This window comes from Modestobacter versicolor, assembly GCF_014195485.1.
Taxonomy (GTDB): domain Bacteria; phylum Actinomycetota; class Actinomycetes; order Mycobacteriales; family Geodermatophilaceae; genus Modestobacter; species Modestobacter versicolor.
This window is the reverse complement of record NZ_JACIBU010000001.1, coordinates 2,260,024-2,279,844: the sequence shown is the minus strand read 5'-3', so window position 1 is coordinate 2,279,844 and position 19,821 is coordinate 2,260,024. Positions and strand designations below refer to the sequence as shown.

The window sequence follows — 19,821 nt, the reverse complement described above, 5'->3', positions numbered from 1 at the left end:
CCCGGGGGGCCGGTGTAGGTCCGTCACCGGTTCGGGGGGTGTGCCTCACCCCATCGGGGGGAGGCGGGTGCGGACACGACGAGGCCCCGCCGTCCGGGTGGACGGCGGGGCCTCGTGACTTGCTGGAACGGCCCCGCTGCAGGGGCCCGCCGCGAGCTCGCGAGCGGTGGGGGGCAGCGGGGTCCTTCGTCTAGCGCTGGTCGAGCTCCACGAACGCGCGCTCGGTCTCGCCGGTGTAGACCTGCCGCGGGCGGCCGATCTTGGTGGCCGGGTCCTCGATCATCTCGCGCCACTGCGCGATCCAGCCGGGGAGCCGGCCGAGGGCGAACAGGACCGTGAACATCTTGGTCGGGAAGCCCATCGCCCGGTAGATGAGCCCGGTGTAGAAGTCGACGTTCGGGTAGAGCTTGCGCTGGATGAAGTAGTCGTCGGAGAGGGCGATCTCCTCCAGCCGGCGGGCCAGGTCCAGCAGCTCGTTGTTGCCGCCGAGCTTGTTGAGCACCGTGTCGGCCGTGCTCTTCACCAGCGCGGCGCGCGGGTCGTAGTTCTTGTAGACCCGGTGGCCGAAGCCCATCAGCTTGACGCCGGGCTCCTTGTCCTTGACCCGGGCCACGAAGCGGTCGATGTCGCCGCCGTCGCGCTTGATCGCCTCGAGCATCTCCAGCACCGACTGGTTCGCCCCGCCGTGCAGCGGGCCGAACAGCGCGTTGATGCCGGCGGACACCGAGGCGAACAGGTTGGCGTGCGAGGAGCCGACCAGCCGCACCGTGGAGGTGGAGCAGTTCTGCTCGTGGTCGGCGTGCAGGACGAAGAGCATGTCCAGCGCCTTGACCAGCTCCGGGTCGGCCTCGTACGGCTCGGCCGGGAACCCGAAGGTCATCCGGAGGAAGTTCTCCACCAGGCCCAGCGAGTTGTCCGGGTAGAGGAACGGCTGGCCGACGGACTTCTTGTAGGCGTAGGCCGCGATCGTGGGGAGCTTCGCCAGCAGCCGCAGCGTGGAGATCTCCACCTGGCGCTGGTCGAAGGGGTCCAGCGAGTCCTGGTAGAAGGTCGACAGGGCGCTGACCGCCGAGGAGAGCACCGGCATGGGGTGCGCGTCGCTCGGGAAGCCCTTGAAGAACTGCTTCAGGTCCTCGTGCAGCAGCGTGTGCCGACGGATCCCCTGGTCGAAGGCGGCCAGCTGGTCGGCGGTGGGCAGCTCGCCGTGGATCAGCAGGTAGGAGACCTCGAGGAAGCTGGCCTTGCCGGCCAGCTGGTCGATCGGGTACCCGCGGTAGCGCAGGATGCCCTGGTCGCCGTCGATGTAGGTGATCGCCGAGGTGCAGGACGCGGTGTTGACGAACCCGATGTCCAGGGCCACCTGACCGGTGGTGGCCAGCAGTTTGCTGGTGTCGATGCCCTGGGACCCCTCGGTCGAGGGGATGACCCGCAGCGGCAGTTCGCCGCCCGGCCAGCGCAGGGCCACGTCTGGGGTGCTCGCTGTCTCGCTCATCAGCTCAGCACGCTACTGCGTTCGGCCACGGATCTGCGCGTCGGCTCGACCGTCCATGTCGCCTGGGCGTGGTCCTGGTGCCAGCGGGCACCGCGCCGGACGACGGCCAGCCACGGTCCGCGCAGCAGCGTCGCGGGCGGTCCGTCGGTCGGCACCAGCTCCAGGTCCACGTCCGGGCCCTGGGCCAGCGCCCGCTCGACCAGCAGCGTGGCCCGCTCCACCTGGTCGCTGCGGACCGCGATCAGCAGCCGTTCCGCGACCTGCGCCTGGCGGATCTCCCGGAGCGCCTGGACGGTGGCCGCGACCTCCGCCTCCTCCAGCGCCGGGAAGGCCAGGGCGAAGGGGTGGACCCGGGTCCACACGTCGAGCTCCTGCGTGAACCGGTCGAGGACGGGCCGGGCGTGGGCGCGCTCGGTGAGCTGCCGGGTGGGGTCGGGCGGGGACGTGGTGGCGAGCTCGGTCAGCCGGGCGATGGAGAGGTGGACGGCCTCCAGGGCGGCCCCGTAGTCGGGGGTGTCGACGAGCTGGGCCACGCGGTTGGCGGCGGTCAACAGCGCGCGCGCCTGCGCCCGGTGCTCCTCGCCGTCCTCACGGAGGAAGCCGTTCCGGGCCCCCCAGTCGACCAGCCGCGACCAGTCGCGCTCCGCACGGCCGACGTACCGGGGGTTGTGCGAGTTCTGGCCCGGGTGCCAACGGAAGCGGCTGAGCGTCTCCGGCGTGTACCAGGCCGAGCCCACCGCCAGCAGGCCGAGCCACAGCTGGACGTCGTTGAGCACGTCGACGGTGCGTCCGTCGACCATCCACAGGTCCTCGGGCCGGACGTCGTCCCGGCGGAAGAGGACCGTGGTCGGCTCCCCGATGACGTTGGTGCACGTGCGGAGCACGTGGCTGCCCAGCTTCCGGGCGTCCAGGATCATCGGCCGGTCCTGCAGCTTGGGGAACTCGTGACCGGCCACCCGGCGTCCGTCCTGGTCGATGAGGGCACGGTGGGAGAAGGCCATCGCGACCTCGGGCGAGGACTGCATCCCCCGGACGAGGACGCGGACGCAGTCGGTCGCGAGCACGTCGTCGTGCATCAGGTACTTGACGTACTCGCCCCGCGCCTCGGCGAGCAGGCGCCGGGGGTTCTCCAGGGCGCCGACGTTGGTCTCGTGCCGGATGACCCGGACCCGGGGGTCGGACGCGGCGACGGAGGCGAGGATCTCCGGGGTGCTGTCGGTCGAGCCGTCGTCGCCGACGAGCACCTCGATCGTCCGGTGGCTCTGGGTGAGCGCGGACCGCAGCGCAGCGCGGATGAACCGCTCGCCGTTGTAGGTCGGGACCAGGATGCTGACCAAGGGCTCGCGGGCCGGGGCGGGTGCCCGGTCGCGTCGGTCCGCCACGGCCGCCCGCGTGGCCTCGATGACGGCCCGCCGGCTCGACAGCTGCGCGTCGACGCCGTACGCCCGGCGCGTCGTCCGCAGGCCGGCCTGCCCGACGCGGCGCACGCCGTCGGGCTCACCGAGCATGGCCAGGACCCGCTGCACCACGTCGGTGGCGTCCGCCCGCGGCATGTGGATGTCCTGGCCGTCGGTGTAGAGGCGGTTCTGGTCCATGGGGTCGGTGGCGACCAGGGCCACGCCGCAGAGCGCTGCCTCCACGCACGACCCGGTGGGGAACCCGTCGAAGCTGCCGGGGGCGAGCCGACCGGGGGCCGTCGGGGAGACGATGACGTCCATGCCCAGGTAGAACTCGCGCAGCTGCGGTGTGCTCAGCACCGGCGCGAACGTCAGGTCGAGGTCCGCGAACTCGGCGCCGACGTCGGCCCGGCCGAACCCGCCGACGACGTGGCCGCGGACGGGGACGCCGGTCTCGCGGAGCAGGCTCAGCGACTGCAGGAACACCGGCCAGCCCTTGTCGGAGCCGTCGGCGGTGTAGCGGTGCGCCACGAAGCAGACGTCCAGGTGCTCCTTGCCGCTGCCGAAGTAGTCGGTGCGCAGGCCTGGGCCGGGGGTGAGGTAGCTCGGGTTGACGGTGACGCCGAGCACCTCGGTGACCGGCACGGCTCCGCCGCCCGTGGTGCGCACGAGCTCGGTGACCAGCGGCTGGGTCGTGATCACGTGCTGGAGCTGCGGAGAGGCGAGCACCCGCCGCAGCTTCCGCTCCGTCACGGGCTCGCCGAGGTTGAGGCCGCCCCCCGGGTACAGGGTCAGGACGAACGGGAGCTCGTTGCGCTCCAGGTCGGCCAGGAAGCGTGCCGCGTTGTTCAGGAACATCACCGAGGCGCACTCGAAGCCGGCGAGCCGGCGCGGGTCGTACGCCGAGATCTGCCGCGACGTCTCCGGGTGGAGGAGCGCGTACTCGGCGACGAGCGGCTCGAGCGGCTGGGCCGTCGTCATCACCTCGCTGACGACGCCGTGGCGCAGCATCCAGTCGTACTCCGCGATGCGGAAGCCGGTCCCCTTCGTCGGGAAGTGGTCGTCGATGACGACGACCCCCCGGCGCCGACCCGAGGGCGCCCCGTCCTGCGCAGCGTGGTCGTGCCGGGTCGGCACGCCGGTCCGGGCGCCGGGCGGCAGGAGCACGCCCACGTTCCCGTGCTCGGCCATCGCCTCGTCGACCAGCCGGCGGTGGTCCGCGGTCTCGAAGACCGCAGGGTCCAGCCGCTCGAGCAGCTCGGCCCGGTAGACGGCGGGGCCCAGCGCGCGCTCCCCGGCGGCCAGCAGGTCCGCGCGGGTCAGCTCGACGTGGCTGCCGCCGGCGGGTGCCGGAGCACCGGTGCGGACGGCGGCCATGGACAGCTCCGGGTGCTCGTCCAGGAGGCGCACCTGCAGCCGGAGCTCGTCGGCAGAGGACCACTCGTCGTGCCCCTCGAGCACGGCGACGTACCGACCCCGGCAGGCGGCGATCCCGCGGTGGCGGTTCAGGGGGGCGCCGAGACGCACCTCGCCGCCGAGGACGCGCACCTCCAGCTCCACCCGCTCCGACCACGCCGCGACGACCGCCGGCGTCCGGTCGCCGGAGTGGTCGTCGGCGACGACCACCTCGACGGCCTCGTCGAGCACCTGGCTCTCGATCGAGGTGAGGGCCCGTTCGACGACCCGCTCGTGGTCGTCGGTGACCAGCAGCACGCTCACTCGGGGATCGGTCATGCTCGGGGGTCGCCTTTCGAGGGGACGGGGCGGGCGAAGACGTTGACCTGACCGTGGTGGCCGGCGGGCAGCGGGAACGGCAGGACGCGGCCGTCGCTCTCGCTGAGCGCGGTGAACTCGAAGTCGCCGGCGCCGCTCAGCAGCGCGATCGACTCCTCCTGCGTCCAGCCGTGGTCGGCGGCGGCCGCCGGCGTGTACTCGTAGACCACCGTGGGTCGGGCCGCGGCGATGAACTCCAGGGCGCCGCGGAGCACGCTCGGCTCGTGGCCCTCGACGTCGATCTTGACGAGGGAGACGTCGGGGAGCTCGCCGGCCGCGTGCAGGGTGTCCAGCCGGACGGCCGGCACGGTGACCTGCTGCCACTCGTTGAGCAGGCCGAAGGCGTGCCGTCGCGCGGAGGCGATGGCGCTGTTGCCCGGCGTCGCGTGGAAGAGGAGCACCCCGTCGCTGTCGCTCGCCGCGGCGTTGAAGAGGGTCACGTTGGCCGCGTCGTTGAGCGCGACCGTCGACGCGGCCAGCCGCAGGGTCTCCGGTGACGGTTCGAAGCCGAAGACCTGCCAGGTCGGCGCCAGGTGCGCGGCCATGCTGGCCGCGACCACGCCGATGTTGGTGCCGACGTCGACGACGTTCCCCGGACGCCGGGAGAGCTCCTGGAGGAGCGCGTCGATGAGGATGCTGTTGCACCCCGGGTCGACCGCGTGCAGGGCCGACGGCCAGTCGCGGGCATCGCCCAGGTACTGGATGCCCCTGGCGAGGGTGCCGGTGAAGTACGGCCGCTCGGCGGGGACGGCGGCTCGGTGCCGCTCGAAGTCGTTGATGAAGGTCTGGTCCAGCCGGGACACCAGGCCGGTCCGGCTCCCCGACCGCTCGAACTCCGCCTCGACGAGGGCGGCCCACCGGGCGCTGGGGTCACCGATCTGCTCCTGCACCCCGGCGAGCACCTCCCGGCACTCCGGGAGACGGAGGCGGGTCAGGGCGGGCGGCTCCGGAGCCGCCGGGGCGGGAGTGGCCGGGGCGGGGGTGGCCTCGTCGCCGAGGTCGAACGCCCACGTCGCCAGCGCACGCCCCTCGTGCCAGTGGTCCCCGCGGCGTGCCACCGCCAGCCAGGGGTCCGCGAACAGCATCGCCGGGTCCTCGGCGGGCACCAGCTCCACGTCGATGTCCGGTCCGGCAGCCAGGGCCGTCTCCAGCAGCGGGACGGCCCGCTCCAGGTCGGCCGGCGGGACGGCCACCACGGCCAGCCGGGCGACCCCGGCGGCCAGGATCTCGCGGAACGCCTGCACGGTCGCGTCGACCTCGGCCGGCTCGAGCGCGGGCACGGCCAGGGCCACCGGGTACTCCCGGGTCCACACGTCGAGCTCCTGGGCGAGCCGCTCCTCGGCGAGCGCGCCGTGGGCCCGCTCCGGCAGCCCGGCGGACGGGCTCGCCGGCGCCGGCCGGGTCAGCTCCACGAGGGCGGCCGTGGACAGGAACGCCGCCTCGAGCGCCGCACCGTGCTCCGCGGTGCCGATCAGCTGGTCGAGGCGGCGGGCCGCCTGCAGCAGCGCGGTGGCCTGGGCCCGCCGGTGCTGCCCCTCGCCGGCGAGGAACCCGTGGCGGGCGCCCCAGTCGACCAGCCGGGACCAGTCCCGTTCGGCCCGGCCGAGGTCCCGGGGGCCGTGGGGGTCCTGCCCGCGGTGCTGGCGCGAGCGGCTCAGCGGGCGCGGGCTGTAGAACGCCGGGCCCCGGGCGAGCAGCTGCAGCCACAACTGGACGTCGTCGAGGACGTCGACGGGGCGCCCGTCGACCAGCCCCAGGTCATCCGGTGCGACGTCCGCGCGGCGGAACAGCACCGCGGTCGACTCGCCGATCACGTTGTCGCAGCTGACCAGCACGTGGTCGCCCAGCTCCCGGCCGTCGACGAGCCCGGGTCGGTCGCGCAGCTGGGGGAACTCGTGGCCGGGCACGGGCTTGCCGTGCTCGTCGACGAGCACCCGGTGGGAGAAGGCCATCGTGGCGTCGGGGTGCTGCTGCAGGCCGCGGACCAGGTCCCGCACGCAGTCGGTGGCCAGCACGTCGTCGGGCAGCAGGTACGTGACGTGCTCCCCCCGCGCCTGGGCCAGCAGCCGGCGGGAGCCCTCCCGCGGGCCGACGGCGGGGTCGGACCGCAGCACCCGCACCCGCGGGTCCTCGGCGGCGACCGCGGCCAGCAGCTGCGCGGTGCCGTCGGTCGACCCGTCGTCACCGACCAGCACCTCGATGTCGCGGTGGGACTGCCCCAGCGCCGACCGCAGCGCCGCGCGCAGGAACCGCGCACCGTCGTACGTCGGCAGCAGGACGCTGACCAGGGGATCTGTCACGAGCAGGGCTTCTTCCTCGTCGCGCGGCCGGTGCAGCCGGGTCGGTGGTGGTGGTCGGTCGGCCACGGCCACGGGGAGTGCTCCCGGGCGGGGGGAGGACCGGCCACGGTGTGCCCATACCCTCTCGGCAGGGTGGGCGACGATCGGACGACCGTGGGGTGGCAGTGCAGCGACTGGTCGTGATGGGTGCCGGCGGGCACGCGCGCGAGGTGCTCGACGTCCTGGAGTCCCTCCCCGACGGGCAGGCGCCGGGTCGGACCACCGTCTTCGCCGAGCCCGGCGTGACCACCGCCGCGGCGACGGCCCTGGTCCGGGAGCGCGGCTACGAGGTGGCCGACGCCCTCCCGGCGGACGCCACGCACTACCTGCCGGCCGTCGGTGACCCTGGGCTGCGGCGGCGGTTCGTGACGATGGCCGAGGAACGGGGGCTGCTGCCGGGCCGCGCGGTGAGCCCGCTGAGCACCGTCCCCGACGTGCTGCGGGACTCCCCGGGCCTGGTCGTCTTCCCGCGCAGCCACGTCAGCACCAACGTGACGCTCGGCCGGCACTGCCACCTCAACACCGGCTGCCAGGTGAGCCACGACGGGTGGCTCGGTGACCGCGTCACGCTGAGCCCCGGGGTGCTGCTGGCGGGCGCGGTGGTGGTCGAGGACGACGCGTTCCTCGGGGTCGGCGCGGTCGTCCTGCCCGGACGCCGGATCGGTCGCGGCGCCGTCGTGGGCGCAGGTGCGGTGGTCGTGCACGACGTCGCACCGGGGACCACGGTCGCCGGGAACCCGGCCCGCCCGCTGGGCCGGGGCTGAGCAGCTCTCCGCGCTGACGCCGTCCAGCGGCGCTCGGCTCACGGCACCGGTCGGGGAGCGGCCACCGGGCCGGCTCCGGCGCGGTCCACGGCGCCCGTCGCCCGGCCCGGGTCCCGCGGCCGGGGGACGACGGTCACGGCCCCCGCGGCGGCGTCCGGGGTGGCCGGCTCCGGCGCAGCGCGGCGACCGGCCGCCCGCGGCGCCGTCGTGGTGACACTGAGCACCAGGTCCCGGATCCGCTCCAGGGAGGCCCCGCTGAGGTCGTTGGCCATCGGCAGGCCCGTGATCCGCTGGGCCAGCGACTCGGTCACCGGCAGGCCGCCCGCGGTGGGGTGGCCGGCGAGCGCCGGGACCAGGTGCATCGGCGGGTCGAAGTAGGACCGCACCTCGACCCGCGCGTCGTGGGCCTTCTGCAGCAGCAGCTGGCGCGCCGCGGGCGTGGGGAGGGCGACCGGGACGAACTGGAAGGTCGAACCGGCAGAACCCGCCTGGAACGCGGCGCCGACCGGCTCGAGCTCCTCCCGGAGCCAGGCAGCAGCGGCGCGCCGGTGGGCGAGGACCTGGTCGAAGCCGTCGAGCACGGCCAGGCCCATCGCGGCCGACAGCTCGGGCATCTTGCCGTTGATCCCCAGGTGCCCGGTGACGGTGCGGGTCTGGTCGAAGCCGAAGTTGATCAGCTCGGCGACGGCGTCCAGGACGGCGCTGGACCGTGAGGTGACCAGGCCGCCCTCGCCGATCGCGAAGGGCTTGGTCGCGTGGAAGCTGAAGACCTCCACGTCGCCCTGGTCGCCGAGCGGTCGGCCGTCCTCGTCGACGGCACCGAAGCCGGCCGCCGAGTCGACGACGACCGGCACGTCGAGGGCCAGCGTCGCGGCGGCCAGCGAGGCCCGGCGGGCCGCGCTGGGAGCGGTGCCGAACGTGGAGCACTGCAGGACCCCGGCCAGCTGGCCGCGGCGGTCCTGGAGCTCGGCCAGCGAGGCCTCGGAGGGCAGCCAGTCAGCGGGGTCGATGTCGACGAACACCGGCTCGAAGCCGGCCCAGACGACCGCGTTGACGCTGGCGAGGAAGGTGAACGAGGGCACGGCGACCAGGCGGCGCTCACCCTCCGGGGTGCCGAGGCACGCGCGCAGCGCCACCATCAGGCCGGACGTCGCGTTGTTCACCGCGACCCCGGGGTGCCGGAGGCCCAGGCGGTCGGCGCAGGCGCGCTCCAGCCGGGCCACGCACGGGCCGCCGTTGGAGAACCAGCGCAGCCGCTCGGCCTCGGCGAACCAGGGCTCGACCTCGCGCAGGCTGGGCAGCGCGGGCGACTGGAAGCGGATCAGCTCGTGCGCGATCACCCTGTGCGCTCCTCACTCCTGACGGGGTCCGCCCGGGCGGACCCCGGGACGCCGCCGACGGTCCCGGCGGCGTGCCGGGGTCGGGTGCGCCGAGCGCACGCCGACCACGCGGGCCGGTCGCAGGAGCCCGGGCGGGCCCTGCCCGGCCACTCCGGACGGGAGGGATCCTCTCCGCCGCGCGCGCCCCGGTTCCGGCGACGCGCCGTCGCCGGCGGGCGCCCGGGGTCCCAGCCGTCAGGCCTGGCCCGGTGGGCCCCACGGACCCCAGCCGCCCCACGCGGGGGCGGCCGGGGTCAGGTGGGGTGCGTCAGGGGTGGTTCAGGGGTGGGTCATCGAGAGCACGTCGAGGGCGGCGTCCAGCTGCTCCTCGGTGAGCTTCCCCTGCTCCACGTAGCCGCGCTCCACGACCACCTGGCGGATGGTCTTCTGCTCGGCCAGCGACTGCTTGGCCACCTTCGCCGCCTCCTCGTAGCCGATGTACTTGTTCAGCGGCGTGACGATCGAGGGGGAGGACTCGGCGTAGGTGCGGCACTGCTCGACGTTGGCGGTGATGCCGTCGACGCAGCGGTCGGCCAGCAGCCGGGAGACGTTGGCCAGCAGCCGGATCGACTCCAGCACGTTGCGGGCCATCAGCGGCAGCGTCACGTTGAGCTCGAAGACACCCGTGGTGCCGGCGTAGGTGACCGCGGCGTCGTTGCCGATCACCTGGGCGCCGACCTGGATGACGGCCTCGGGGATGACCGGGTTCACCTTGCCCGGCATGATCGAGCTGCCCGGCTGCAGGTCGGGGAGGGCGATCTCGCCCAGCCCGGTGCGCGGGCCCGAGCCCATCCAGCGCAGGTCGTTGGCGATCTTGATCAGCCCGACGGCGATTGTCTTGAGCTGGCCGGAGCCCTCGACGAGCGCGTCGCGGGAGCTCTGCGCCTCGAAGTGGTCGCGCGCCTCGGACAGCGGCAGGTCCAGGTCGGCGGCGAGCTTGTCGATGATCGCCGCGGCGAAGCCGGGCGGGGTGTTGATGCCGGTGCCGACCGCGGTGCCGCCCAGCGGCAGCTCGCCGATCCGGGGGAGCGAGGACCGCAGCCGCTCGATGCCGTAGCGGACCGCCGCCGCGTAGCCGCCGAACTCCTGGCCGAGGGTGACCGGGGTGGCGTCCATCAGGTGGGTGCGGCCGCTCTTGACGACCTCGGCGAACTCGTCGGCCTTGCGCTCCAGGGAGGTGGCCAGGTGCTCCAGCGCCGGCACCAGCTCGCGGACGATCGCACCCGTCGCGGCCACGTGGATGGCGGAGGGGAAGACGTCGTTCGAGGACTGCGAGGCGTTGACGTGGTCGTTCGGGTGCACCGGGCTGCCCAGCGCCTCGGTGGCCAGGGTGGCGATGACCTCGTTGGTGTTCATGTTGCTCGACGTGCCCGAGCCGGTCTGGAAGACGTCGATCGGGAAGTGCTCGTCCCAGTTGCCCTGCGCGACGGCGGCAGCGGCTTCGGTGACGGCGTCGGCGACGTCCTGCGGCAGCACCCCGAGGGAGGCGTTGACACCGGCGGCGGCGCCCTTGATGGCGGCCAGCGCGCCGATCAGCTCCCGCTCGATCGGGGTGCCCGAGATCGGGAAGTTCTCCACGGCGCGCTGGGTCTGGGCCCGCCACTTGGCCCAGGACGGGACACGCACCTCGCCCATGGAGTCGTGCTCGATGCGGAAATCCGCGCCGTCGGTGTCGGTGGCCACGCTGCGCTCCCGGGTGTGGTGGTGATGGGACTGGTGCTGCTGCAGCGACCCTAGACACCCGCAGGGGTGAGGTCCGGGGGGCCTCTGCCGGAGCCGCCCGGGCCGAGCGGCCGGCGCGACCTACGCTGCGCCCGACCACCGGCCCGCGGGGGAGCCGGGCCCGACCGCTCAGGAGCACCGATGTCCCAGCCGCCCGGACCCCTGCCCCCGTGGGAGCGCCCGCAGTGGCAGCAGGGCCAGCCGCAGGACGGCGCCTTCGGCTACGGCACGCCGCAGGACGCGCAGCCCTCGTACGGCGTTCCGCAGTACGGGCAGCCCCAGTACGGGCAGCCCCAGTACGGGCAGCCCCAGTACGGGCAGCCCCAGTACGGGCAGCCCCAGTACGGGCAGCCCCAGTACGGCGCTCCGCAGTACGGGCAACCCCAGTACGGCGCCCCGCAGTACGGCTCGTACCCGCCCCCTCCCGCCGCGCCGTCGCGGGGCGACCGGACGGTGCTGCTGTGGTTCCTCGGTGGCGCGCTCGCGCTCGTCGCGCTGGTGGTCGGCATCCTCGTCGTCGTCGACGGCGAGGGGCAGGACGTGGTGCCGGCGCCGGCAGCCACCCAGGAGCCCACCGGCCTGGGCGACGACCCGGCGCTGGACCGGCTGGCGCAGGAGTGCCACGACGGGCTGATGAGCGCCTGCGACGACCTGTTCGTCGACTCCCCGCTGGACTCGGACTACGAGGCCTACGGCGACACCTGCGCCGGGCGCCGCGAGGGCGGGCAGTGGTCGTTCTGCGTCGACGTCTTCTCCGACACCGAGGGCTCGTCCGGCGACTGACCCGGCCGGCCCTGGCTAGGGTCGCCGCATGACCCAGGAGCCGGTGCCCGGGCAGCAGCCCGACCCTCGAGACAGCCCCGCCGTCCGCGCCGGCGACGCCGAGCGGGAGGCCACCGTCACCCGGCTGCAGGCCGCCGTCGGCGAGGGCCGGATCGACCTCGACGAGTTCGGTCAGCGGGCCGGGGCCGCCTACGCGGCGGCGACGACCGCGGAGCTGGACGCGCTGCTGGCCGACCTGCCCGCGCCGGCCTCGGCCTCGCCCGCGGTGGGGGAGCTGGTCGGCGAGCGGACCCCGGCGGCGGTCGTCAGCGTGTTCGGCGACATCAAGGTCGCCGCCACCACCTCGGTCCCGGAACGGGCCAGCACCGTCTTCGGCGACGTGCGCATCGACCTGCGCGGCATGCGGACCTCGGCCGAGGTCGTCGAGCTGGAGCTGGGCACCGTCTTCGGCGACGTCGAGGTGATCGTCAGCGAGGGCGTCGCCGCCGAGATCGCCGGCTGGACGGTGTTCGGCGACCGGAAGACCGAGCTGGCGGCGGTGCCGCGGCTGGCGGGCACGCCGCGGGTCGTCGTCCGGGCCCGGACGCTGTTCGGCGACCTCAGGCTGCGCAGCCTGGCGCCGGGGGAGTCGCCGAGCCGGTGGCGGGCGGTGCTCGACCGGCTGGCCGACCGCCGTCCGCCGCCCCCGCCGCCCCGGCTCTGACCGGTCCGGCTCCTACTCGTCGTCGCCGAAGGGGACGGCGGAGTAGGCGTTGAGCTTCGCCAGCGAGTGCAGGCTCTCGATCGACCGGATGGTGCCCGACCGCGAGCGCATCACCAGGGACTGCGTCGTGGCGCCGCCGGCCCGGTACTGGACGCCGCGCAGCAGCTCGCCGTCGGTGATCCCGGTGGCGACGAAGAAGACGTCGCCGCGGACCAGGTCGTCGATGTCGAGCACCCGGTCCAGGTCGTGGCCGGCGTCCAGCGCCTTCTGCCGCTCGGCGTCGTCCTTGGGCCACAACCGGCCCTGCAGCGCCCCGCCCATGCACTTCAGCGCGCAGGCGGTGATGATCCCCTCCGGGGTGCCGCCGATGCCCATCAGCAGGTCGACGCCGGTGCCCTCGCGTGCCGCGGCGATCGCGCCGGCGACGTCGCCGTCGGTGATGAACTTGATCCGGGCGCCGGCCTCGCGCACCTCGCGGACCAGCGTGTCGTGCCTCGGCCGGTCCAGGATGCAGACGGTCACGTCACCGGCCGAGGCGCGCTTGGCCTTCGCGACCCGGCGGATGTTCTCGGCCACCGGCGCGGTGATGTCGATGACGTCGGCGGCGATCGGCCCGGTGGCGATCTTGTCCATGTAGAACACCGCGGACGGGTCGTACATCGCGCCCCGGTCGGCCACCGCCATCACGGCGACCGCGTTCGGCATGCCCTTGGCCATCAGCGTCGTGCCGTCGATCGGGTCGACCGCGACGTCGTACTCGTTGCCCGTGCCGTCGCCGACCTGCTCGCCGTTGAACAGCATCGGGGCCTCGTCCTTCTCGCCCTCCCCGATGACGACGACGCCGCGCATGCTGACGGTGCCGATGAGCGCGCGCATGGCGTCGACCGCGGCGCCGTCCCCGCCGTTCTTGTCGCCGCGGCCGACCCAGCGGCCGGCGGCCATGGCCGCTGCCTCGGTGACCCGGACCAGCTCCAGCGCCAGGTTCCGGTCCGGCGGCGGCCGGTCGCCCCGGGCGGCGCGGGAGGGGCTGGCGGGCAGCGGTCCGTCGGGCAGGGGCAGGGACACGGGACCTCCTGACGGCCGTCGACGACGCTGTCGGCGGGGTGGGGGAGCAGTGCTGCGATCCTAGGGGCATGCCCGAATCCGGCCAGCAGGGTCAGCAGCCCGGCGGCGCTCCCGGTCCCACCCCGGCCGGGGCCACCGCACCCGTCGACGTCCCCGCCCCGCCGGCGGTGGACCGGATGCAGCGGTTCACCGCCGCGAACATGATCCGGTCGCTGGTGCCGCTGGTCCTCGGCTGCCTGCTGGTCGTGGGCGTCGCCGCGCTGCGGCAGAACCCGGACGACCCGGTGCGCGAGGTCGACACCACCAGCGCCGAGCGGACGGCGGCCGAGCGGGCCTCCTACGAGCTGCTCGTGCCCCGCGGGCTGTCCGACGACTGGCGGCCGACCAGCGTGCGCACCAACGCCGGGCAGGCCACGGTGGGCGACCCGGTCACGCTGCAGATCGGCTGGCTGACCCCCGAGCAGGAGTTCGCGCAGTACGTGGTCAGCGACGACCCGGAGGCCACCGCGCTCACCGACCTGCTCGAGGACACGACCGAGGACGGCACCGAGCAGGTGGGCGGGGAGAGCTGGCAGCGGCTGACCACCGAGCGCGGCGAGGCGCTGCTGACCCGCAGCGAGGGCGCCGCGACCCTGGTCGTCACCGGCTCGGCGTCCGACGCGGAGCTCGACGCGCTGGCCGGCTCGCTCCAGCCCTACGCCCCCTGAGCCCGGAGATGGCCATCTCCGGGGTGGGGGGTCAGTCGTCGGTGGGTGCGGCGGCGGCCAGGCGCTCGCGGGCGCGGTCCAGCCAGTGCTGGCACAGCTCGGCCAGCTGCTCGCCGCGCTCCCACAGCGCGAGCGACTCCTCCAGCGTCAGCCCGCCGGCCTCCAACCTCCGGACGACGTCGGCGAGCTCCTCGCGGGCCTGCTCGTAGGTCTGGGTGGGCTCGGCGGTCGGCTCCGGGGTGCTCACGGTGTCCTCAGTTCGCTTCCGCGGAACGCTCCGCTCCTCGCTCGTTCCTCGCTGCGATGCTCACGTTCCTGTCCGCTCACGGGCCCCATCCTGCCGGTCGACCCGCACCGGCAGCCGGCCACCGGCCACCCGCACCTGCAGCCGCTCGTCGTCGCCCACGTCGGCCGGGTCGCGGACCAGGGCACCGTCGGCCCGCTGCACCACCGCGTAGCCGCGCTCGAGGGTCGCCGCCGGGCTCAGCGCGGCCACCCGTGCCCGGGCGTGCTCCAGGTCCCGCTCGGCGCCCTCGACCCGGGTGGTGAGGGTGCGGGTCGACCGGCGGCGCAGCCCGGCCACGTCGTCGGCCCGCCCGGCCAGCAGCCGCTGCGGGTCGGCCAGAACCGGCCGGCTGCGGACCTGCTCCAGCCACCGCTCCTGCTGCTCCAGCCGGCTGCCCAGCAGGTGCCGGGCCCGGGCCCGGAGCCCGTCGACCAGCCGCCGCTGCTCACCGATCTCGGGCACGATCCGGTGCGCGGCGTCCGTGGGGGTGGCCGCCCGGACGTCGGCGACGTGGTCGACCAGCGTGGTGTCCGTCTCGTGCCCGACGGCGGTGACCACGGGCGTGCGGGTGCCGGCGATCGCGCGCACCAGCCCCTCGTCGGAGAACGGCAGCAGGTCCTCGACCGAGCCGCCACCGCGGGCGATGACGATCACCTCGACGGTCGGGTCGGCGTCCAGCTTCCGCAGCCCGGCCATCACCGACTCGGCCGCCGTCGGCCCCTGGGTGGCGCAGTTGTGCACCACGAACTGCACGGCCGGCCAGCGCCGGCGGGCGGTGACCAGCACGTCGCGCTCGGCGGCGCTGTCCCGGCCGGTGATCACCCCGACGACGGCCGGGGCGAAGGGCAGCGGGCGCTTGCGCACCGCGTCGAAGAGCCCCTCGGCGGCCAGCAGGCGGCGGATCCGCTCGATCCGGGCCAGCAGCTCGCCGAGGCCGACGGCGCGGATCTCGGTGGCCCGCAGCGAGAAGGAACCGCGGGCGACGTAGTAGTCCGGGCGCGCCCGGACGATGACCCGCGCGCCCTCGGCCAGCTCCAGACCGGGCCGGTCGGCGACGTCGCGCGGGCAGGTCACCGGGATGGAGAGGTCGGCCGCCGGGTCGCGCAGGGTGAGGAAGACGGTGGCGGCGTTCCCGCGCCGGGACAGCTGGGCGACCTGCCCCTCCACCCACACCTCGCCGAGCCGGCCGATCCACTCGGCGACCTTGCGGGCGACGGTGCGCACCGGCCACGGCTGCTCGGGGGACGACGGGGAGGTCACGCCCCGAGCCTGCCACGGCGTCGGCGGGCCCCTCCGTCAGCTGGTGTAGCCCGGCGCGGGCGGCAGCCCGAAGAACTCCTCGAGCGTCGGCACCCCGGTGCGCTGCAGCTCGGTGGCCAGCGCGACGCCGACGTAGCGGACGTGCCACGGCTCGTACTTGAAGCCGGTGACGTCCTGCCGGCCGTCGGGGTAGCGGACGACGTACCCGAACCGCGGGCCGTTGGCGGCCACCCACTGGCCCTCGACGGTGGTGGCGAAGCAGCTCTCGATGTCGCAGCCGCCCCCGCCGACGTCGGCCGCCAGCCCGGTCTGGTGCTCGCTGAAGCCGGGGCGGGCCACCTGCACCTCGGCCTGGGTCTGGCCGAACCGGGCGACCTGGTTGCCGAACAGGCCCACCTGGTAGTCGTAGGAGCGGTAGGCGCTCTGCACCGTGATGCCCAGGCCCTCGGCCGCTGCCGCCGCGAGCATGTCGGTCATCGCCCGGGCCGCCTCGGCGCGCAGCTGGTACCCGCCGGCGATGGTGACCAGGTCGGCCGGCGCGTGGTCGATCGGCGCGAGCGGCCGGGCCTTGTTGACCACGACCCAGGTGCTGTTCGGGTCGTCGATCGACTGCCCGGCACGGTCGAACGTCGGCGTCGCCGGGGCGGGCGGCGGGGCGGGCGGCGGCGCCGTGCTGGCCGGTGCGGTCGGCGCAGGCGGGGAGGTCGTCGCAGCGGCCGCGCTCGCCGACGTCGGTGCGGCCGCCGGCGTGGACCCCGGCCCGCGGGTGTCCCGGACCACCAGGACCACGGCGGCGACGGCGGCCAGCACCACCAGCACCAGCACCGCCGCCCGGAGGCGCCGCCGTCGGACCGGCCGGTGCGCGTCAGGGTTGGTCACACGCTCATCCGCGGTCGATGCTCAGCTTCTCCAGCCGGTTCTGCAGCAGCGTCACGTACGGCGCCCGGGCACGGGTGGCTCGCTCGTAGTCGAGCAGGTCGGCGACGGTCTCGGCCGGGTAGCCGCGCAGCCGGCCGCGCAGCGCCGGGATGCTGAAGGAGTCGTAGCCCTCGACCGGGCTGGTCGGCCCGGCCTCGGCGGCCGGCGCCGCGGGGGCGTCGTCGTCGGCAGCAGGGGCGTCCGGCGCGACGAGGGGGTCGCTCGCGGCGCTGTCGGTGACGTCGCTGCCGGGGGTCACGCTCTCCGCGGCCTCCGGCCCGCCGAGGTCCACCAGCTCCTCGGCGGCGTCCTCGAGGGCGGCCAGGTCGGGGGTGGCGTCGTCGACCAGCTCGGTCTGCTCGGGGGCCGCGTCCGGCGTGACGTCGTCCAGGGTGGGGACGGCGTCGGTGGCCGGCGGGGTGCCGCCGACGGCGGCGTCGGCGATGAGCTCCTCGGCGACCGCCTGGTCGACGGCTGCCTCCTCCTCGGCGAGCTCGGCCACCGCGTCGGCGGTGACGTCGGCGAGCACCTCGTCCGGGACGGCGTCGGGCATCTCCTCGGCCACCTCGTCGGCGACCTCGTCGGCCAGCTCGTCGACGACCGCGGTGAGCGTGTCGGCCGGCGGGTCGGCCGGGAGGTCCGCGACCTGGGTCGGGGTGAGGTCGCCGTCCTCCTCCGCGCTCAGCGTGAGGACGGCGGCCGCCTCCTCCGACAGCGCGTCGGCGTCGGCCAGCGGGAGGTCGGCGACGGCGAGGTCGTCGGCGAGCTCGTCGGCCAGCTCCTCGTCGACGGCGTCGTCCGGCAGGTCGGCCACCCGGTCGAAGGCGGAGCTGCGCGGCGCGGGGGTGCCGGCCGGGCGGGCCGGTGCGGGGAGGTCGTCGTCGAAGGTGGCCATCCCCGGCTCGTCGTCACCGCGCAGCCCGGTGAACACCTCGTCGCCGCGGGCGACCAGCCCGGAGTACTGCTGCTGCAGCCGGAGCGAGGTCTGCAGCGCCTGACCGATCAGCCGCACCGGCAACCCGGGGAGCGTCTCGGGGAGCTTGCGCGCCTCGTCCAGCACGGTGGCGGCCAGTCCGGCGACCGCGCGGACCACCTCGGGGATCTCTCGAGCCATGCCCCCAGCGTGCCGCACGCAGCGATCACCGGCAGCCCGACCGGGCGCGAGGCCGCCCGTGCGGGGGCCGCAGCGTGTCCAGCGCCACCCGGTCGGGCCGTCGGCTGCCGGTCCACCGCCGCAGGGCCGCCTAGCATGGGTGCCATGGCTGAACCGCGCGGACGCGTCCTGCTGGCCGACCCCCGGGGCTACTGCGCCGGCGTCGACCGGGCGGTGATCGCCGTCGAGCGGGCGCTGGAGATCCACGGAGCGCCCGTCTACGTCCGCAAGCAGATCGTCCACAACAAGCACGTCGTGGCCACGCTGGAGCGCCGGGGCGCCGTGTTCGTCGACGAGACCGACGAGGTGCCCGAGGGCGCGGTCGTCGTCTTCAGCGCGCACGGGGTGTCGCCGGCGGTCAAGGCCGAGGCCGAGGCGCGGTCGCTGCACACCATCGACGCGACCTGCCCGCTGGTGAGCAAGGTCCACATGGAGGCCAAGCGCTTCGCCAAGGACGACTACGACATCCTGCTGATCGGCCACCGCGGGCACGAGGAGGTCGAGGGCACGATGGGCGAGGCCCCGACCCACACCCAGCTGGTCGACGGCGCCGAGGACATCGCCACCGTGCAGGTCCGCGACCCGGAGAAGGTCGTCTGGCTGTCCCAGACGACGCTGTCGGTCGACGAGACGCTGGCCACGGTCGACTCGCTGAAGGCCCGGTTCCCCGGTCTGCAGAGCCCGCCGAGCGACGACATCTGCTACGCCACCCAGAACCGCCAGCAGGCCGTCAAGCAGATGGCCGGGCAGTGCGACCTGGTGATCGTGGTCGGCTCGACGAACTCCTCGAACTCGGTGCGGCTGGTCGAGGTGGCGCTCGAGGCCGGCGCCCGCGACTCGCACCTGGTCGACTTCGCCTCCGAGATCGACGAGGCCTGGCTCGAGGGCGTCGGCACGGTCGGCGTCACCAGCGGCGCCTCGGTGCCGGAGATCCTGGTCAGCGACGTGCTGGACTGGCTGGCCGAGCGCGGCTACCTGGACGTGGAGACGGTCAAGGCCGCCGAGGAGCGCTTGGTCTTCGCCCTGCCGCACGAGCTCAAGCAGCGCCGCACGGCCCTCACGGTCGACGCCGAGTAGGCACCAGCGCAGGACGACGAACGGCCCGGCACCCCTGGGGGTGCCGGGCCGTTCGTGCGTCGGAGGCGGGTCAGCGCTTGGCGACCAGCCGGCCCAGCGAGATGACCACGGCGACCGCGGTGGCGACCCCCATGGCGGGGAAGCCGCGGACCAGCAGCGTGGCCAGCGTCGGCGCGTTCAGGGTGGCCGAGGGGGCCAGCCCGATGTTGACCACGGCGACGGCGACGAAGACCAGCGGCGGGGCGACGATCACGCTGAACAGGTCGCGACGGCGGACCACGAGCGCGGCGACCGCGGTGCCCAGGGTCAGCGCGATCAGCGTGATCATGCCGAGGCCCAGGCCGATGTAGGAGTCGGCGGCCGCGGCGGCCAGGGTCAGCAGGAAGATGCCGAGGACGGCCACCGCGCCGCGCAGCCGGGAGCCGGAGCTCGGTGCGGTACGCGTGCGCCCGGCCACCGAGGAACCGGTGCGGCGCTCGTCGGCCGGGGGCACGGGGCGGCGGAACTCGCCGGAGTGCCGACCGCCGGAGCGGGCGGGCACCCGGGGGTCGGGGGCGCGGCGCTCGGGCGGGGGAGCCACCCGGGGCGGGCGCGGGCGTTCCGGCCGGTCCCGCTCCGACCGCTCCGGTGCACGGCCGCGCGGCGGCGGGCTGCTCCCCACGCGCGGGGAGGGGTAGCCACGGCCAGCGGCACGGCCGGCGTCGCTCCGTTCTGCACGCACGGCGTCCTCCCGCCTGTCTCGAGCTCGAGCATCGACATCGACCGGGGCGATGGTGCACCTCCTCGTCAGCGGTGGGGCACGCTCGGGCACCCCGCCGTTCGGGCCACGGTATCGGCCCTCCCTGAGTAGACGCTGGACCTCGGGGGAGTGGCGGGCCAGAAGTCGCCGGTGTCCGGGCCCTCGTCTGGCGGGATGTGCAGACTCCGGTCCCACCCGCACCAGCGCCCACACCGGCCGCAGCCCGCGCGTGTCGGCGGGGTCAGGGTGGGCGGCGGCGGCAGC

At 74.9% G+C, this 19,821-nt stretch carries 16 protein-coding genes; 5 read left to right on the top strand and 11 right to left on the bottom strand.

Annotation, left to right across the window (positions count from 1 at the left end):
- Window positions 1-190 precede the first annotated feature (190 nt).
- The 3 genes from FHX36_RS11155 to FHX36_RS11145 are packed head-to-tail and all read right to left on the bottom strand — an operon-like array spanning window position 191 to window position 6,962.
- Complete coding sequence (locus tag FHX36_RS11155) at window positions 191-1,492, bottom strand: citrate synthase (protein ID WP_110553004.1); 1,302 nt, start codon at window positions 1,490-1,492, stop codon at window positions 191-193.
- Window positions 1,492-4,623, bottom strand: a complete 3,132-nt coding sequence (locus FHX36_RS11150) for a glycosyltransferase (RefSeq protein WP_110553005.1) — start codon at window positions 4,621-4,623, stop codon at window positions 1,492-1,494. Before FHX36_RS11150 ends, FHX36_RS11155 begins: the two co-directional genes overlap by 1 nt.
- Window positions 4,620-6,962, bottom strand: a complete 2,343-nt coding sequence (locus FHX36_RS11145) for an FkbM family methyltransferase (RefSeq protein WP_146251643.1) — start codon at window positions 6,960-6,962, stop codon at window positions 4,620-4,622. Before FHX36_RS11145 ends, FHX36_RS11150 begins: the two co-directional genes overlap by 4 nt.
- Window positions 6,963-7,120: 158 nt before the next feature.
- Between FHX36_RS11145 and FHX36_RS11140 the strand changes: the two genes are divergently transcribed.
- Window positions 7,121-7,765, top strand: a complete 645-nt coding sequence (locus tag FHX36_RS11140) for a DapH/DapD/GlmU-related protein (protein ID WP_183513739.1) — start codon at window positions 7,121-7,123, stop codon at window positions 7,763-7,765.
- Window positions 7,766-7,803: 38 nt separating this feature from the next.
- Here FHX36_RS11140 and FHX36_RS11135 read toward each other — a convergent pair whose 3' ends face one another.
- Together FHX36_RS11135 and FHX36_RS11130 are read right to left on the bottom strand one after the other, a co-directional pair.
- On the bottom strand, window positions 7,804-9,105 hold the full coding sequence (locus FHX36_RS11135; RefSeq protein ID WP_183513738.1) for a DegT/DnrJ/EryC1/StrS family aminotransferase: 1,302 nt from the start codon (window positions 9,103-9,105) through the stop codon (window positions 7,804-7,806).
- A 318-nt stretch (window positions 9,106-9,423) separates the two neighbouring features.
- A complete protein-coding gene (locus FHX36_RS11130; protein ID WP_110552828.1) occupies window positions 9,424-10,827 on the bottom strand; it encodes a class II fumarate hydratase in 1,404 nt (467 codons plus the stop codon).
- A gap of 180 nt (window positions 10,828-11,007) precedes the next feature.
- Here FHX36_RS11130 and FHX36_RS11125 point away from each other — a divergent pair, with 180 nt between their 5' ends.
- Window positions 11,008-11,649 carry a hypothetical protein gene (locus FHX36_RS11125; protein WP_110552829.1) on the top strand — a complete coding sequence of 214 codons (642 nt, stop codon included), beginning with the start codon at window positions 11,008-11,010 and terminating at the stop codon, window positions 11,647-11,649.
- 28 nt (window positions 11,650-11,677) lie between these two features.
- Entirely contained in the window at window positions 11,678-12,352 is a 675-nt protein-coding gene (locus FHX36_RS11120) for a DUF1707 SHOCT-like domain-containing protein (RefSeq protein ID WP_110552830.1), read from the top strand.
- A gap of 12 nt (window positions 12,353-12,364) precedes the next feature.
- On the opposite strand, the gene glpX is transcribed toward FHX36_RS11120, so the two are convergent.
- Window positions 12,365-13,417 (bottom strand): class II fructose-bisphosphatase, encoded by a 1,053-nt coding sequence (gene glpX, locus FHX36_RS11115; RefSeq protein ID WP_220035984.1) that lies wholly within the window; start codon window positions 13,415-13,417, stop codon window positions 12,365-12,367.
- A gap of 68 nt (window positions 13,418-13,485) precedes the next feature.
- On the opposite strand from glpX, the gene FHX36_RS11110 reads away from it, so the two are divergent.
- Complete coding sequence (locus FHX36_RS11110) at window positions 13,486-14,124, top strand: DUF4245 domain-containing protein (protein WP_110552831.1); 639 nt, start codon at window positions 13,486-13,488, stop codon at window positions 14,122-14,124.
- Between the two features lie 31 nt (window positions 14,125-14,155).
- Here the strand turns inward: FHX36_RS11110 and FHX36_RS11105 are convergent, their stop codons facing one another.
- Genes FHX36_RS11105 through FHX36_RS11090 form a run of 4 tightly spaced genes read right to left on the bottom strand, consistent with a single transcriptional unit; the run spans window position 14,156 to window position 17,702 of the window.
- Window positions 14,156-14,371 (bottom strand): exodeoxyribonuclease VII small subunit, encoded by a 216-nt coding sequence (locus tag FHX36_RS11105; protein ID WP_110552832.1) that lies wholly within the window; start codon window positions 14,369-14,371, stop codon window positions 14,156-14,158.
- A gap of 60 nt (window positions 14,372-14,431) precedes the next feature.
- A complete protein-coding gene (gene xseA, locus FHX36_RS11100) occupies window positions 14,432-15,670 on the bottom strand; it encodes an exodeoxyribonuclease VII large subunit (protein ID WP_110552833.1) in 1,239 nt (412 codons plus the stop codon).
- Between the two features lie 36 nt (window positions 15,671-15,706).
- Complete coding sequence (locus tag FHX36_RS23935; RefSeq protein WP_220035985.1) at window positions 15,707-16,549, bottom strand: M15 family metallopeptidase; 843 nt, start codon at window positions 16,547-16,549, stop codon at window positions 15,707-15,709.
- 4 nt (window positions 16,550-16,553) lie between these two features.
- Window positions 16,554-17,702: a lipid droplet-associated protein gene (locus FHX36_RS11090; RefSeq protein WP_146251635.1), complete on the bottom strand. Its 1,149-nt coding sequence runs from the start codon at window positions 17,700-17,702 to the stop codon at window positions 16,554-16,556.
- Window positions 17,703-17,846: 144 nt separating this feature from the next.
- Between FHX36_RS11090 and FHX36_RS11085 the strand changes: the two genes are divergently transcribed.
- Complete coding sequence (locus FHX36_RS11085; RefSeq protein ID WP_110552835.1) at window positions 17,847-18,818, top strand: 4-hydroxy-3-methylbut-2-enyl diphosphate reductase; 972 nt, start codon at window positions 17,847-17,849, stop codon at window positions 18,816-18,818.
- Window positions 18,819-18,888: 70 nt separating this feature from the next.
- Here FHX36_RS11085 and FHX36_RS11080 read toward each other — a convergent pair whose 3' ends face one another.
- Window positions 18,889-19,398 (bottom strand): DUF6542 domain-containing protein, encoded by a 510-nt coding sequence (locus tag FHX36_RS11080; RefSeq protein ID WP_183513736.1) that lies wholly within the window; start codon window positions 19,396-19,398, stop codon window positions 18,889-18,891.
- Between the last annotated feature and the right edge of the window lie 423 nt (window positions 19,399-19,821).

Coding starts and splice junctions, on each gene's coding strand:
- FHX36_RS11090 (WP_146251635.1), bottom strand. CDS start 17,702: ATGGCTCGAGAGATCCCCGAGGTGGTCCGCGCGGTCGCCGGACTGGCC.
- FHX36_RS11155 (WP_110553004.1), bottom strand. CDS start 1,492: ATGAGCGAGACAGCGAGCACCCCAGACGTGGCCCTGCGCTGGCCGGGC.
- FHX36_RS11150 (WP_110553005.1), bottom strand. CDS start 4,623: ATGACCGATCCCCGAGTGAGCGTGCTGCTGGTCACCGACGACCACGAG.
- FHX36_RS11110 (WP_110552831.1), top strand. CDS start 13,486: ATGCCCGAATCCGGCCAGCAGGGTCAGCAGCCCGGCGGCGCTCCCGGT.
- FHX36_RS11085 (WP_110552835.1), top strand. CDS start 17,847: ATGGCTGAACCGCGCGGACGCGTCCTGCTGGCCGACCCCCGGGGCTAC.
- FHX36_RS11125 (WP_110552829.1), top strand. CDS start 11,008: ATGTCCCAGCCGCCCGGACCCCTGCCCCCGTGGGAGCGCCCGCAGTGG.
- FHX36_RS11120 (WP_110552830.1), top strand. CDS start 11,678: ATGACCCAGGAGCCGGTGCCCGGGCAGCAGCCCGACCCTCGAGACAGC.